This window comes from Motiliproteus sp. (assembly GCF_965230735.1).
GTDB lineage: Bacteria > Pseudomonadota > Gammaproteobacteria > Pseudomonadales > Balneatricaceae > Motiliproteus.
The window spans coordinates 2125210-2139088 of the sequence record NZ_OZ246016.1; the positions used below are offsets into that span (position 1 = coordinate 2125210).

17 protein-coding genes are annotated in these 13879 nt (G+C 56.8%); 15 read left to right on the forward strand and 2 right to left on the reverse strand.

Annotated features, from left to right (window positions below; all coding sequences use genetic code 11):
- Nucleotides 1–80 precede the first annotated feature (80 nt).
- From ACO05M_RS09920 to ACO05M_RS09990, 15 genes are all read left to right on the forward strand, one after another.
- The gene (locus tag ACO05M_RS09920) at nt 81–545 is read left to right on the forward strand and encodes a DoxX family protein (RefSeq protein WP_421861993.1); all 465 of its coding nucleotides are present in this window, start codon (nt 81–83) and stop codon (nt 543–545) included.
- A 1-nt stretch (nt 546) separates the two neighbouring features.
- The gene (locus tag ACO05M_RS09925; protein ID WP_421861995.1) at nt 547–948 is read left to right on the forward strand and encodes a hypothetical protein; all 402 of its coding nucleotides are present in this window, start codon (nt 547–549) and stop codon (nt 946–948) included.
- 117 nt (nt 949–1065) lie between these two features.
- Nucleotides 1066–1545: an aminoacyl-tRNA deacylase gene (locus tag ACO05M_RS09930; protein WP_421861997.1), complete on the forward strand. Its 480-nt coding sequence runs from the start codon at nt 1066–1068 to the stop codon at nt 1543–1545.
- 483 nt (nt 1546–2028) lie between these two features.
- Complete coding sequence (locus ACO05M_RS09935) at nt 2029–2670, forward strand: hypothetical protein (RefSeq protein ID WP_421861999.1); 642 nt, start codon at nt 2029–2031, stop codon at nt 2668–2670.
- Nucleotides 2671–3269: 599 nt separating this feature from the next.
- Nucleotides 3270–3917 (forward strand): hypothetical protein, encoded by a 648-nt coding sequence (locus ACO05M_RS09940; RefSeq protein ID WP_421862001.1) that lies wholly within the window; start codon nt 3270–3272, stop codon nt 3915–3917.
- A gap of 52 nt (nt 3918–3969) precedes the next feature.
- Complete coding sequence (locus ACO05M_RS09945) at nt 3970–4215, forward strand: DUF2164 domain-containing protein (RefSeq protein ID WP_421862003.1); 246 nt, start codon at nt 3970–3972, stop codon at nt 4213–4215.
- 54 nt (nt 4216–4269) lie between these two features.
- Entirely contained in the window at nt 4270–4659 is a 390-nt protein-coding gene (locus tag ACO05M_RS09950; protein ID WP_421862004.1) for a GFA family protein, read from the forward strand.
- A gap of 25 nt (nt 4660–4684) precedes the next feature.
- Complete coding sequence (locus tag ACO05M_RS09955; protein WP_421862006.1) at nt 4685–5089, forward strand: ester cyclase; 405 nt, start codon at nt 4685–4687, stop codon at nt 5087–5089.
- A gap of 775 nt (nt 5090–5864) precedes the next feature.
- Entirely contained in the window at nt 5865–7385 is a 1521-nt protein-coding gene (locus ACO05M_RS09960) for an aldehyde dehydrogenase family protein (RefSeq protein ID WP_421862008.1), read from the forward strand.
- Nucleotides 7386–7718: 333 nt separating this feature from the next.
- On the forward strand, nt 7719–7790 hold the full coding sequence (pqqA, locus tag ACO05M_RS09965) for a pyrroloquinoline quinone precursor peptide PqqA (protein WP_114694940.1): 72 nt from the start codon (nt 7719–7721) through the stop codon (nt 7788–7790).
- 51 nt (nt 7791–7841) lie between these two features.
- The gene (gene pqqB / locus ACO05M_RS09970) at nt 7842–8765 is read left to right on the forward strand and encodes a pyrroloquinoline quinone biosynthesis protein PqqB (protein ID WP_421862010.1); all 924 of its coding nucleotides are present in this window, start codon (nt 7842–7844) and stop codon (nt 8763–8765) included.
- A gap of 107 nt (nt 8766–8872) precedes the next feature.
- On the forward strand, nt 8873–9658 hold the full coding sequence (pqqC, locus tag ACO05M_RS09975; RefSeq protein WP_421870716.1) for a pyrroloquinoline-quinone synthase PqqC: 786 nt from the start codon (nt 8873–8875) through the stop codon (nt 9656–9658).
- On the forward strand, nt 9655–9942 hold the full coding sequence (gene pqqD, locus ACO05M_RS09980; RefSeq protein ID WP_114694650.1) for a pyrroloquinoline quinone biosynthesis peptide chaperone PqqD: 288 nt from the start codon (nt 9655–9657) through the stop codon (nt 9940–9942). Before pqqC ends, pqqD begins: the two co-directional genes overlap by 4 nt.
- Nucleotides 9914–11131, forward strand: coding sequence for a pyrroloquinoline quinone biosynthesis protein PqqE (pqqE, locus tag ACO05M_RS09985; protein WP_421862012.1), 1218 nt, complete (start codon nt 9914–9916; stop codon nt 11129–11131). The genes pqqD and pqqE overlap by 29 nt, the downstream gene beginning before the upstream one ends.
- Nucleotides 11125–13173 (forward strand): S9 family peptidase, encoded by a 2049-nt coding sequence (locus tag ACO05M_RS09990; RefSeq protein WP_421862014.1) that lies wholly within the window; start codon nt 11125–11127, stop codon nt 13171–13173. Before pqqE ends, ACO05M_RS09990 begins: the two co-directional genes overlap by 7 nt.
- Nucleotides 13174–13203: 30 nt before the next feature.
- On the opposite strand, the gene ACO05M_RS09995 is transcribed toward ACO05M_RS09990, so the two are convergent.
- Both ACO05M_RS09995 and ACO05M_RS10000 read right to left on the reverse strand, forming a co-directional pair.
- The gene (locus tag ACO05M_RS09995; RefSeq protein ID WP_421862016.1) at nt 13204–13437 is read right to left on the reverse strand and encodes a DUF2789 domain-containing protein; all 234 of its coding nucleotides are present in this window, start codon (nt 13435–13437) and stop codon (nt 13204–13206) included.
- Between the two features lie 140 nt (nt 13438–13577).
- Entirely contained in the window at nt 13578–13844 is a 267-nt protein-coding gene (locus tag ACO05M_RS10000) for a hypothetical protein (RefSeq protein ID WP_421862017.1), read from the reverse strand.
- Nucleotides 13845–13879: the final 35 nt, after the last annotated feature.

Here is a 13879-nt window from a genome sequence, read left to right on the forward strand (position 1 = left end):
GCCTGAACCGAATTAGGTAAAAAAACGAACACCCCGAATTAAGCGTTAGAGCGTTATCAAGACACTGTAAGGAGAGTCCCATGCGTCAACTCATCGACAAATACGATCAACTGGTCGCCCAAGGCCAAAATCTGCTGACCCCATTGCTGCTGCTCGGCGTGCGTTTCTGGGCCGCCGAAGCCTTCTTTCGCGCCGGTCAGGTCAAAATCGCCAACTGGGACAGCACCCTATTTCTGTTCGAATACGAATATCAGGTGCCGCTGCTGCCGTTTGAAACCGCCGCGGTGATGGCCACAGTCGTCGAGCTCTGCCTGCCGCCGCTGTTGGCGCTGGGTTTGTTCAGCCGCCCGGTGGCACTGGTGCTGTTCGGCTTCAACGCGATGGCGGTGATCTCCTACCCGGTGCTGTGGGAACAGGGCTTCCTGGATCACCAACTCTGGGGTCTGATGCTGCTGATGACCGTGCTGCTTGGCCCGGGCCGCTGGTCGGTGGATCAGTTCCTGCGCAACCGCTGGATTCCGTCCCCGCAACCGCAGCAGGTGTAACATGAACGCCTCGGCCCGCACCAAAAATGCAGCGGCCGAGGCCTCTTCGGTGTCGACGCCGCCTTCACCCGGCAAAGCCTGGTATCAGCGCTGGTACGCCGAGGCCGCCAACGAATTCAAAACCAACCACGGCCTCTACTGGAGCCACCTCGGCCACCTCAATAACCTGCTGGCCATTCTCAACATCAGCCTTTTCTTTATGACTGGTCTGATCGCACGGGGCTACTACTTCACCTACATCTCGTTGAGCGCCATCATCCTGGTGGCGCTGATCACCCTGCTGCCATTACCCTGCGCCCGTCGACTTGGTTTCTACCTAGGGTGCCTGGCGTTGGAAGGCATCGCCCTCTACCTGCTGGTGGCCAGTGCGATCCACTGGGTTCAGATGGGCGGCCAACTCTGAAGCCGCCAAAAACCTTACGACCCTATTCCCACCGACTTGAGATTCTTGCATAGAGCCAATCGTTGGCTTCCCAGCGATTATACTCAGGGTGACTCCTAGCCTTCGGAGGGCCTGATCATGTCCATTGCAACCCGGGTCCGGGCATACCTGAATACCCACAATATCGGTTACGAAACCATCATCCATAACCACAGCCACTGCTCCATGGAAACGGCCCGCGCTGCCGGCATCAAACCGGAGCAGACCGCCAAAGCCGTGATGCTGGAAGATCACCAGGGTCACCACCTGATGGCTGTGCTACCGGCCAGTCATAAAATCAGCCTCGACCGGTTGGGGCAGCAGTTCCAGGCCGAGTGGCATCTGATAGAAGAGGAGCGCCTGACGCCGATGTTCGAAGACTGCGAGCCCGGTGCAGTCCCCTCACTGGGCGCCGCCTACAACCTCAATACCATCTACGATGATGCCTTGGGCTCCCAGTCCGAGATCTACATGGAATCCGGTGACCACACCACCCTGATCCGGCTACGGGCCGAAGACTTTGCCGAACTGGTACGTCGTGGTCAGCACGGTCACTTCAGCAACAAGGCTTATCACTAATCGAGTTGACGGAGCGGCGGTAACGCCGCTCCGAACTTTGGCCGTCTGTACCGGCCCGCTAGGTTGGGGCGCTGATCGATCTAGACGAGACTAACTTAGCCTCTGTCTGCCACTGAGGTTGTTTTTTCCCAGCAGAAAATGGAAAACTGACCCTCTATCGGTAAGCAGGGAATCAGCGCTTACGTTAGCGCCGAACTTTACGCTCGGCAAAGGATTGCAGAACAGAGTGGGATAGAATGCGTGCGCCCCATCTTTTAGCCGACCCGGCAGAACCATCTTCGATTTTGACTCGCGTTCGCGCCCCCATGTCCTCTTTTGACAGGGGTGGCTTGGTTTATAGTCAGAAAATCTTTATTAGTTCAAAAAGTTGGTTACGGTAGGTGAATTCGAGTAGCGGGATAGATGGAATTCCCGCTAATAATTGTTATGAGGACAGCGTCCTCATAACCAGGCTGTTATGCATCACGAGGATAATCTTAAAGCATGAGATATAAATTTTTATTATTGCTTACTTTAGCTTGGCTACTTTCAGCGTGCGCCTCACCTACTGCCAGTGTAAATAAGTCATATGCTCTAAATCCTAAGTCTGAAAATGGTCTCCTTGTTGGTTCTGTAAAGTACAGAGGGCTATTGTCCGGCTACAAAGTATACTTTAGAGGCCTCAACAATAATCAGTCGGGTTATTTTGAAGCAGGCAAAGGAATGATGTTAATTCCAATCCCACCCAGTAGTGACTTCAAAGAGGCTAAGGGTAAGCTCCAAGTAACTGAACTTCCAGCAGGCGAATATATAATTTCACAATGGGGTGTCACAAGCGGATACGCGAATTTAAGTCAAACCCAACCATTTTCAATTAAATTCAAAATCGAACCCGGAAGGGCAACATATATTGGTTCTTTTATATTTTCTGTAACAAATACATTGGGGCTTACAGTCACCGGCGTTAGAGCAGATTTTGAAGATAAATACTCCGAAGATATCCCTGTTCTCCGTCAGAAATACCCAAATCTGAAAGACATACCAGTTTTTATGGGTTTAGAGCCTAAACTGGTTAAGAAAGATATAGGCGGCTCTAGTAGCGCGAGGTGGGATATGCCTCCGGTCTTTATTTACACTGGCGGGTAAATGCATAACAAAACGGTCAATGGCGCCTGCGGCTGGACCTCCTTTCGCTGCGCTCCAGTCGGCCCATTACCTTGGCGTTATGTGTACAGATGATATGGCGCGAATATAGGAGCGGGATTACAAAAGGTTCCTTAATAATTTCCAAAAAATCTGGATAGGCGCTCTGATCCTTGTGGTATTGCTAACGAACTTTCACTGGGCGCCAATAGCACTGCTAGCTATTGGAATACCTTGGTTGATCTTCGTGGGCCGAAAGCTGAAAGAAGTACACTTCCTTGACAACTCAATTTACATTAAAGACGGAGACCAATTCGAGGAGGTCAATATTTCTAACATCGACGGGAATGTTGAGCGCACACAGTACCTTCATGGCTCCTACAAAATCAGGTTCAAAGATCCAACAAAATTTGGTGAATTCATCCTTTTTCTCCGAAGAAAAAATATCTAATTTTCAATCACGGTGACTTTAAGTGTTTTATAGATAGGGTAAACACATAACAAGTGACTATGGCCCTTCGTCAACGATCAGCCCAGTTTCGTTGGGCACTGTGCTCAGCCGCTGCACAGCTTTATGGAGGCGTTCACTCACCAATGACCAGATGAAACTACTTTTACTCGAAGGCATCCCCGGCAGTGGCAAAACGACCCTGGCTGAACAGCTTTGCGACTCAGTGATCGCCAAGGGATTGAATGCCAGTTGGCATCGGGAGGAAGCCAAAGACCATCCGGTCCATCCCCACGACGGCCGTCGAGAGGATAAATCTGTCCAGGGCTTTCTAAACCAGTGGCGGCAGTTTATCGAGGCCAACGCGGGCCGCGATCAGCTGTTTATTCTCGAAGGCAGCTTGTTCCAGAGTAGTGTTCGCTATCTGTTGGAGAGTGACCATGAAGCGCAGATTGCTGACTACTATGCGACTTGCCTGACATTGCTGGCGCCGGTGTCTCCCCAGTTGATCTACCTGCGTCCTAACGATATAGCGTCTCAGGTGGATTGGACTCTGGATCACCGAGGTGAGGACTGGCGTCGGAAGTTAATCAGCTACTTGGATAATACGGCCTATTGCCGACGCCGTGGCTGGAAAGGCAGGACGGGAATGATCGCATTCATGGATGATTATGCTCGTCACTGTGATGCCTTGGTGGCGCAATCTCCGATGCCGATCCAAATCATCAGGTTTGAGCCGGGCGAGTTTGGTTCTCATCGTGAGCAGTCGATCGCCTTTGTGAGCTTGAGTCAGCCAAGCTAAATCCTCCAAACTGTTTAACCTTCGTTGTTTTATCGAGCAGGTATCCCGAGCAATGACCGACATTCAGCTATCCAGTGATGATAAAGAAAGAATCGTGGCCAAAATCAAAACCTATTTCAACGATGAGCTTGATCAGGATATCGGCGGTTTTGAGGCCGAATTTCTGATCGAGTTCTTTGCCAAGGAGATAGGTGCACACTTTTATAACCAGGGACTGGCCGATGCCAGAGCGCTGTTTGCTGAGAAGGCGGAAGAGGTGGGGTATCTGGTTGAGGAGCTGGAAAAACCGACGCTGTAGTCATCTTATGAAGCATACAGACACTCAGCGAAGGATAAAGATAAGGATGGAGCCATGATGATTAACGGTAGTTGTTTGTGTGGAAAGGTCAGTTACAGCATTACGGGTGCGGTGGGTGAGATCGTCCATTGCCACTGCCAGACCTGCCGTAAAGCCCATGGGTCGGCGTTTTCGAGTGTGGCGGCCGTAGCCGATGATGCCTTTAATCTGCATGGGGCAGAGCACCTGAAATCGTTCGAATCCTCGCCGGGTAAACTGCGTTATTTTTGTGCTCACTGCGGCACTCAGATCTACGCCAAACGGGATAACACCGAGCATGTGATTTTGCGACTGGGGTCGCTCGACGATGATCCCAAGACCGTGGAGCAGAAGCATATCTGGGTCTCGGACAAAGCCAGTTGGTATACGATCAACAGTGATCTGCCGGAACATCCGGAATTTTAATCTCCACCTCGATCGAGACTTCACCATGCAAAAAGAGCAAGTTCGCAAGTTTTACCAGGTGCTCTGGGATGCCCACGACAAGACGGCAATTCCGTCGGTGTTGCATGAGGATTTCACTTTCCGAGGATCGTTGGGACAGGAAAAGCGAGGACACCAGGGGTTTGCCGAGTACGTCGACATGGTGCACCAAGCTTTGGGTGAATACCGCTGCATCATTGAGGAGCTGGTGGAGGAGGGGGATAAGGTCTTTGCCAAGATGACCTTTACCGGTATCCATCGCGATAAGTTCATGGGATATGCCCCGACCAACAAACGGTTGAGCTGGAACGGGTGTGCGCTGTTTCGTTTTGACGGCGAGCGGATTAGTGATGTCTGGGTGTTAGGTGATTTGAAAAGCCTGGGCGATCAACTGAAGTCCAATAGCGAATAGATCTGACTTCAGCGAGACTTTGCCGCGCTCAGACAGCCGGTTTTTCCTATACTGACAAGGAACTGTGACGGGTATTGAGCTGATTGTTTATCGTGATGTGAGTTGTACGATCTGGCCGTGCGATAAACAAGGACTTGTTAAACCATTGCTGCCCTAGGTATTCGGAAGCTGGATTCCGTGCTGTTATTGAGGGGGGAATACGATGTCATATGACCGTAACCTCGTTAACCGCTCGCTATCATTTTCTTGCCGTTAGTCTCTGCATGGTTGCTGAGCTGGCGCTTGTTCACACAGCGTTTCATTACGACATGCTGCCGTTATTGGTCGTCTTAGGTCCGTTGATCCTTCTGCTCACGTTGCTGTTTTGGGCCAAAGTGGTCAGGGCGATCCGTTGTCCCAGTTGCAAACAGCGCTACGGTGTCTCGGTTAATCGGAAAACCTGGATAACCGTACCCTACGAGTGTCGCTGTTGCGGTACCGCTGAGCGAACGTTCTCGAAGCGAAATCTGCCCTAAATCCTCCAACTTTACCTTTGGTTGTCCCGACCGCTGTCTGAACGGCAGCGCTTGCCAATCCTGCTGGTCAAATCGCTGTTTTTACTACCAAGGAACTAGTTTTTCTGCGCCAAAGTGCCATTTGGTGACAGGGGCAGGGTTCGTACTATGAATTCGAGTGCTGTGCTTCCCGGAAGGAATCAGATCAGGGAGCGCCAGTAGAATGCCCGAATCGCTTGCGGCGGGTATCCGGCTACGAACTAAAACAAAAAGGTACCGATATGATTTACGCAAATCCTGGCTCTGAAGGAGCCGTCGTCTCTTTTGCACCGCGTTATGGCAACTACATTGGTGGTGAGTTTGTACCGCCGGTTGAGGGTCGTTACTTCACCAACACCTCGCCGGTAACCGGTGATGTGATCTCCGAAGTGGCCCGCTCGACCGCCGCCGATATCGACAAGGCCCTGGATGCCGCCCACGCAGCGAAGGCCGCCTGGGGCAAGACCTCGGTGACCGAGCGCTCCAACATTCTGCTGAAAATCGCCGACCGCATCGAAGAGAACCTGGAGATGCTGGCCGTTGCCGAGACCTGGGATAACGGTAAGGCGGTTCGTGAAACCCTGGCTGCCGACGTGCCGCTGGCGGTTGATCATTTCCGTTACTACGCCGGTTGTATCCGAGCCCAGGAAGGCTCCTCTGCCGAGATCGACGAGCACACCGCCGCGTACCACTTCCACGAGCCGCTGGGTGTCGTGGGTCAGATCATCCCGTGGAACTTCCCGCTGCTGATGGCGGCCTGGAAGCTGGCGCCTGCGTTGGCCACCGGTAACTGCGTCGTGCTGAAGCCGGCCGAGCAGACCCCTTGCTCGATCATCAAATTGATGGAAGTGATCGGCGATCTGCTACCCCCGGGCGTACTGAACGTGGTTCAGGGTTACGGTGAGGAAGCCGGTCAGGCGCTGGCCACCAGCAAGCGTATTGCTAAGATCGCTTTCACCGGCTCGACCCCAGTCGGTAGCCACATCCTCAAGTGCGCGGCGGAAAACATCATTCCCTCTACTGTCGAGCTGGGCGGTAAGTCGCCGAACATCTACTTCGAAGACATCATGAACTTCGAAGATGACTACCTGAGCAAGTGTGTCGAGGGTTCGGTACTGGCGTTCTTCAACCAGGGCGAAGTCTGTACCTGTCCGTCTCGTCTGCTGGTGCAGGAGTCGATCGCTCAGGACTTCACCCAGCTGGTGGTCGATCGCGCTGCCAAGATCGTGCGCGGCAACCCGCTGGATACCAACACCATGGTGGGTGCCCAGGCGTCTCAGGAGCAGTATGACCGGATCATGAGCTACCTCGAGATCGGCCGTCAGGAAGGCGCCGAGGTGCTGATGGGTGGTAACGCGGCCAAGGTGGGCAGCGGTCTTGACGGTGGTTACTACGTCGAGCCGACCCTGTTCAAGGGCGACAACAAGATGCGCGTATTCCAGGAAGAGATCTTCGGCCCGGTCATCAGCATGACCACCTTCCGCGACGAGGAAGAAGCGCTGGCGATCGCCAACGATACCGAGTTCGGCCTGGGTGCCGGTCTGTGGACCCGCGATATCAACCGCGCTTACCGCGTCGGACGCGGCATCGAAGCCGGTCGTGTCTGGACCAACTGCTACCACCACTACCCGGCCCACGCGGCCTTCGGTGGCTACAAGAAGTCCGGTGTTGGTCGTGAGACCCACAAGATGATGATGGAGCACTACCAGCAGACCAAGAACCTGCTGGTCAGCTACAGCACCAGCCCGCTGGGCTTCTTCTAAGTCTGGGCGCCGGGGCTGTCGGTTGGCAGCCCTGATTACCCATGTCGCCCGGCGACTCAGGGCAGTTCATCGGCCCGAGCTGTTCCATGAGTAGGCTCTAACTGGTGGATACCTACCACACCCCGGTCCTTTGACCGGGGTTTTTTATCTCTGAGGGCCCGCGCCGGGCCAGAACAGGCCGGGATAGAGGTAGACATAGAGATTGGGTCTTCGGTTCTACGACTTTCGACCCCCTTAAAGCCCTCCATGGTCCTCTGTTGTCGTCGGCTTGGCTTTGCGATGCTGAGATTGAGTCAACCGGCTCACCGACAATAACAAATCGAGGATGACACCATGTGGACTAAGCCTGCCTTTACCGATCTGCGCGTTGGATTCGAAGTCACCATGTACTTCAGCAACCGCTGATTGATCGCGCCTTCGGGCGCGTTTTGCCTTGAAAGTCTGGAGGTCGATGCCATGAAAGTTCGTGTCCTGGGTGCTGCTGCCGGTGGTGGTTTTCCGCAGTGGAACTGCAACTGCCGCAATTGTCGGGGCTTCCGCGAGGGTACCCTCAACGCTAAGGCCCGGACCCAGTCATCGATCTGCATCAGCAGTGACGGAGATAACTGGCTACTGTTCAACGCCTCTCCAGACATACGCGCACAGCTCGCGTCCTTCGAACCGCTGCAGCCGGCCCGCAAACTTCGCGATACCGGCATCGCAGCGATTCTGTTGATGGACGCCCAGATTGATCACGCTAGTGGCCTGTTGATGCTGCGCGAGGGTTGCCCGCTGGATGTGTATTGCACCGACCCGGTCTTTGAGGATTTGAGTCAGGGTTTCCCGATCTTCCCGATGCTCAACTGTCCGACATGGAACGGCGGCTTCGCCCGGCAGCCGGTTTCGCTGGATGCCGAGGCCGGATTTGAGATTCCATCGATCCGTAACCTGCGGATACACGCCATGGTGCTCAGCTCTAAGGCGCCGCCGTATTCCCCCCATCGCGACAACCCGGTCCCCGGCGACAATATCGGCGTCTTTGTCGAAGACCTGGCCACCGGTGGGACCCTGTTCTACGCCCCCGGCCTGGGCGAGGTGGAACCCCATCTCGAGCCCTGGATGGAGCGGGCCGACTGTGTGCTGGTGGACGGCACTCTCTGGTCCGATGACGAGATGATCCGCCAGGAGGTGGGGGTGCAGTTGGGCAGTACCATGGGCCATCTACCCCAGAGCGGTCCGGGCGGCATGATCGAAGTGCTGCAGCCGCTGCAGGCCCGCCGCAAGGTGCTGATTCATATCAACAACACCAATCCGATTCTGAACGAGGATTCACCCGAACGGGCCGAGCTGACCCGCCAGGGCATCGAGGTCGCCTGGGATGGCATGGAGATCGATCTTTAGCGCGATCCAAGGACAGACAGGGACGGCATGGCCACTCCGGAATAAAACCGGTCTAGATAATAAAAAAACCGAGGTTCCCCATGACAATCAATTCACTCCACCAACCGATGATCAGCGTACCGACGGCCCAGCCTGGCAATGCAAGACAACCCTGGTCGCGGGTCGAGTTCGAACGTCGCCTGCGGGCCAAGGGTGAGCTGTACCATATCCACCACCCGTACCATATCGCGATGCACGAAGGGCGCTGCAGTCAGCAGCAGATCCAGGGCTGGGTCGCCAACCGGTTCTATTACCAGATCAGTATTCCGGTCAAGGACGCCAACGTGCTGGCCAACTGCCCGGACCGCGACACCCGCCGGCTCTGGGCCCAGCGGATTCTCGACCATGACGGCTACGGCGATGCCCACGGCGGGATCGAAGCCTGGCTGCGGCTGGGCGAAGCCTGCGGACTGAGCCGCGAGGAGATGCACTCGCAGCAGCATGTGTTGCCGGGGGTTCGCTTTGCGGTGGATGCCTACGTCAACTTCGTGCGTCACAGCAGCTGGCAGGAGGCGGCCTGTTCGTCGCTGACCGAGATGTTCGCCCCGACGATCCACCAGTCCCGTCTCGATACCTGGCCCACGGATTACCCCTGGATCGACGTCGAGGGGCATCAGTATTTCCGCAACCGCCTGACCGAAGCGCGCCGCGATGTGCAGCATGGCCTGCAGGTGACCCTGGATCACTTCGTCACCCGCGAGCAGCAGGAGCGGGCGCTGGAGATTCTTCAGTTCAAACTCGATGTGCTCTGGACCATGCTCGATGCGATGACGATGGCCTACGAGCTGGATCGGGCGCCGTACCACAACGTCAAAACCACGCCACTGAGCGCGCTGACGGAGGAGGTCGCATGAACAGCATCAACGACTGTCAGGGCGAGCTGATCCCGTCGATCGCCCGTCACTTCCGTTTCCAATGGGAGGAGGCGCAGCAAGCCTATGTGCTGCTGTATCCCGAAGGCATGGTCAAGCTCAACGGCAGCGCCGGTGAGATCCTGTCCTGCTGCAACGGCAGTTCTACCGTTGATGAAATCATCGATACGCTGGAGAAGCGCTACCCGGAAGCGGGTGGACTGAGCGGCGATATCAAAGAGTTTCTGGGGGTCGCCCATGGCAAGCAATGGTTGCAGTTCGACTAACCCGGGCCAAGCCGCAGCTAAACCTTCGCCGTTGCCCGAAGGGGTGGGGCAGCCGTTCTGGCTGTTGGCGGAGCTGACCTACAGCTGCCCGCTACAGTGCAGCTACTGCGCCAACCCGGTCGATTTCAAGAACGGCGGCGACGAGCTGAGCACCGAGCAGTGGCTCGAGGTGTTACGCCAGGGACGCAAGATGGGCGCTGCCCAGTTAGGCTTTTCCGGCGGTGAGCCGCTGCTGCGAAAGGACCTGGAAGAATTGATCCGCGAAGCCCGCCAGATGGGCTACTACACCAATCTGATCACCTCCGGTATGGGGATGGATGCCCAGCGGGTGGCAAATTTTAAGGAAGCCGGTTTGGACCATATCCAGATCAGTTTCCAGGCCAGTTCGGCCGAGCTGAACAACCGTCTGGCCGGTAGCGACAAGGCGTTCGAGCAGAAGCTGGCGATGGCCCGTGAGGTCAAGGCCCAGGGCTACCCGATGGTCCTCAACTTCGTGATCCACCGCGACAACATCGACGCCATCGATCAGATCATCGAACTGTCGATCGAGCTCGAAGCCGATTACGTCGAGTTGGCCACCGCGCAGTACTACGGTTGGGCGCTGGCTAACCGGGATCAGCTGCTGCCCAGCGCCGCCCAACTCGAAGCCGCCGAAGCCACCACCAACCGCTACCGCGACCAGCTCGACGGCCAGGGACCGAAGTTGATCTTCGTGATGCCCGATTACTACGAGTCGCGCCCCAAGGACTGCATGAACGGTTGGGGCAAATTCTTCCTGACCATCACCCCGGACGGCACCGCGCTGCCTTGCCACAGCGCCCGCGAACTGCCGATCGATTTCCCCAATGTGCTCGACAGCTCGCTGGAGGATATCTGGTATCGCTCCACCGGCTTCAACCATTTCCGCGGCTACGGCTGGATGAAGGAACCCTGCCGCTCCTGCGACGAGAAGGAGAAGGACTTCGGGGGTTGCCGCTGTCAGGCGTTCAAGCTGACCGGTGATGCCGCCAACGCCGACCCGGTGTGTGAAAAATCGCCCCACCATCACCTGATCGAACAAGCCCGCGACAGCGCACTGCAGGAGATCGCCGCTGCTAACAGCGGCCGGGGTTCCCAACCGGTACTGCGAAACGCCCGCAATATCGGCCGTGCCAAACAGCAGCTGGACCGGATCATCGCCCGATGCTGAAACGGGTCGAGCCGTTCCCGGAAACCGAACCGGAAACGGCGACGGTACTGAGCCAGCCGATCAGCGCCGCCGACGCCAGCCGGGCCGGACGTCAGTGGGCCGAGGTGCGTACCGAGGGTCAGCAGATCTTCTGGCTGGAGTTTGATCCCAACCGCGGCGCCAATCGGGTTGTTAGCCTTTTGCCTGACCAGGCTCACCCTCATCCCATCACCCCGGAAGATGTCAGCGTCTGCAGCCGGGTACACGAATACGGCGGCGGCAACTTTGCTGTGGGCGGTGGCTGGCTCTGGTTCGTCAACGGCGCCGATCAATCGATCTATCGCCAATCGTTGGCCAGACAAACGGACGCTGTGGCCGAACCTGTCTGGAGCCAAGAGGGTTGTCGTTATGGCGATCTGGTCTTTGATAAGGCCCATCAACGGCTGCTGGTGGTCGAAGAGCAGCATCAGGCTGCGGGCGAAGCGACAGAACCGGAGGTGGTGAACCGACTGGTCGGTATCGGCTTGGGCGCCGAAGGCATACCACAGCGGCGGGTGCTGGCTGAAGGGGAGGATTTCTACGCCTCGCCCCGGGTCAGCCACGATGGTCGCCAGCTGGCCTGGATCAGCTGGAATCACCCTGACCAGCCCTGGCTATCGAGCCGGTTGCAGCTGACGCTGCTGGACCCACAAGGACTGCCCAGCGCCATTTTATCGCTGACCGACGGCCATTGGCTGGGGCAGAGCGAGGCGGTGGTGCAGCCGGAATTCGATCGTGACGGCAGGCTCTATTTTCTATCCGATCGCAGCGGCTACTGGAATTTATACCGTTATCTAGAAGGGCTGGGAGAAGCTGGCCCCGAGCCCTGTATCGCGGCCAACGCAGAGGGCGAGCTGGACGCGCCCTGTCCGACAACGGCGGCGGTGGTGGAGCCGCTCTGCCCGCGTCAGGCGGACTTCTGCCGGGCGCCCTGGCAGCTGGGGCAGCGGGCCTATGTGTTGCTCGATGATGGCCGGATCGGTTGCCAGTGGTGGCGCAACGCCGAGGCTGGGCTGGGAGTGCTGGATCCCGAATCTGGCCAACTGAACGTGCTGGGGGAGGGAGCGGCGATCCACAGTCTGGCGCAGGTTCAGACGGCCCCTGGGGAATCCGAGTTGCTGACGATCCGCGAGCCTCGGGATCGACCCGGTGAGTTGGTTTGTTGTGCGATTGGTGTAGGTCTTTGGCAGATCAGAGCCTTGGCCAGACTGGAGACCTCTGTTCAGGTTAAGGGCGGCTCTGCGGTTGAGCATATCGAGCTGCCGGGGCAGGATGGAATGCCTGTATACGGACTGCTGTACCGCCCCGATCCGGTGGTCGCGCTGTCACAGCCGACTCTGATTATCCAGCTCCACGGTGGTCCGACCGCCCAGGCTGACGCCCGCTTCGATCCGCTCAAGCAGTTCTGGCTGTCACGGGGTTTTACCCTGTTGGACCTGAACTACCGTGGCAGTACCGGTTACGGTCGGGATTATCGCCACCGTCTGGCTCAGCGCTGGGGTGAGGCGGATGTGGAGGATGTGCTGGCCGCCGCTCGTTATGCCCAAATCCAGGGCTGGGCCGAAGCGGGACGGATTCTGGTGCGGGGCAACAGCGCCGGCGGTTACACGGTGCTGCGGGTGCTGAGCCGCCCGGATACATGCGGCATTGCCGGTGGTGCCAGTCTCTACGGGATCAGCGATCTGGAACGGCTGGGGCAGGAGACCCATAAATTCGAGTCCCATTACCTGAATTGGCTGATCGGCGACTGGCCGGAGCAACGCTCACGTTACCACCAGCGCTCGCCGATCCATCAGCTGGAGCAATTCAGTCGCCCGCTGATCTTTTTCCAGGGCGGGTTGGACCGGGTTGTGCCGGCCACCCAGACCTACAATCTGTACAACCGGCTCCGTGCCCGAGGCTTGGCGGTGGAATACGTTGCCTTCCCCGACGAGCGACACGGCTTTAAGCTGGCCGCCAATCGAGCCCAACTGCTGGAGCGTGAGCTGGCTTTCTATCAGCGTCAGGTCGGTCTAGAGACCTAATATGGCCAGCCTCCTAGGGCTTCGCTGGTATCACTGATGTAGCCGGCAGTTCAGCTCGTCGACCACTTCGGTCCAGTCAGAATCCTGATACAACGCTTCTTGAATAAAGTGGGCCTGGGATGGACTCCAGAACGGAGCGCCTTCCAGTGGGTCGAGTCCTGTCTCGCAGCGGTGTTGGCGAATAAACTGCTCGATCTGTTGGGGCTCACTGGGTAGTCCCAGTTGTTGAAAAAGCCCCTGCATATTGTGGATGCTGGTGTCCATGACCGTCCTCCGGCTATCACAACCTGTTCACAACAAACACGACAAAGAGACCTGCCAGCTCGGCAGGTTATCTGAGTATAGTTGAGTTAATCAGTAGGTCTTGGTTGGATGGATGCTGGAGCAGACGAAGGACTGAAGGGTCAGATCCGCTTCCAGCGATGCCGGATCAGCAGCCCGATCACCACACCGACGGCGACCAGCAGGGACTGAACCAGCGGGGTCTCGATCGGCGTGCCGAACTGCTGCAGCAGGGCGTTGATGACACCGGTGAACAGGAAACCGAAGAAGCAGAGGATCATGGCGGTGCCGACGCTGGCGACCAGCGCCAGGGGCTGGAAGTTGCGGTTACAGTTGATCAGATAAACCACCGTGGCCAGAAAAACGCCGACGATCAGCCAGGAAGCCATAGTATTTTCCTTATTATTATCGGGCTCTTGATATA

Coding starts and splice junctions, on each gene's coding strand:
- ACO05M_RS09920 (WP_421861993.1), top strand. CDS start 81: ATGCGTCAACTCATCGACAAATACGATCAACTGGTCGCCCAAGGCCAA.
- ACO05M_RS09960 (WP_421862008.1), top strand. CDS start 5,865: ATGATTTACGCAAATCCTGGCTCTGAAGGAGCCGTCGTCTCTTTTGCA.
- ACO05M_RS09955 (WP_421862006.1), top strand. CDS start 4,685: ATGCAAAAAGAGCAAGTTCGCAAGTTTTACCAGGTGCTCTGGGATGCC.
- ACO05M_RS09990 (WP_421862014.1), top strand. CDS start 11,125: ATGCTGAAACGGGTCGAGCCGTTCCCGGAAACCGAACCGGAAACGGCG.
- pqqD (WP_114694650.1), top strand. CDS start 9,655: ATGAACAGCATCAACGACTGTCAGGGCGAGCTGATCCCGTCGATCGCC.
- ACO05M_RS09940 (WP_421862001.1), top strand. CDS start 3,270: ATGAAACTACTTTTACTCGAAGGCATCCCCGGCAGTGGCAAAACGACC.
- pqqC (WP_421870716.1), top strand. CDS start 8,873: ATGATCAGCGTACCGACGGCCCAGCCTGGCAATGCAAGACAACCCTGG.
- pqqB (WP_421862010.1), top strand. CDS start 7,842: ATGAAAGTTCGTGTCCTGGGTGCTGCTGCCGGTGGTGGTTTTCCGCAG.
- ACO05M_RS09995 (WP_421862016.1), bottom strand. CDS start 13,437: ATGGACACCAGCATCCACAATATGCAGGGGCTTTTTCAACAACTGGGA.
- ACO05M_RS09935 (WP_421861999.1), top strand. CDS start 2,029: ATGAGATATAAATTTTTATTATTGCTTACTTTAGCTTGGCTACTTTCA.
- ACO05M_RS09930 (WP_421861997.1), top strand. CDS start 1,066: ATGTCCATTGCAACCCGGGTCCGGGCATACCTGAATACCCACAATATC.
- ACO05M_RS09950 (WP_421862004.1), top strand. CDS start 4,270: ATGATGATTAACGGTAGTTGTTTGTGTGGAAAGGTCAGTTACAGCATT.
- ACO05M_RS09925 (WP_421861995.1), top strand. CDS start 547: ATGAACGCCTCGGCCCGCACCAAAAATGCAGCGGCCGAGGCCTCTTCG.
- pqqE (WP_421862012.1), top strand. CDS start 9,914: ATGGCAAGCAATGGTTGCAGTTCGACTAACCCGGGCCAAGCCGCAGCT.
- ACO05M_RS09945 (WP_421862003.1), top strand. CDS start 3,970: ATGACCGACATTCAGCTATCCAGTGATGATAAAGAAAGAATCGTGGCC.
- ACO05M_RS10000 (WP_421862017.1), bottom strand. CDS start 13,844: ATGGCTTCCTGGCTGATCGTCGGCGTTTTTCTGGCCACGGTGGTTTAT.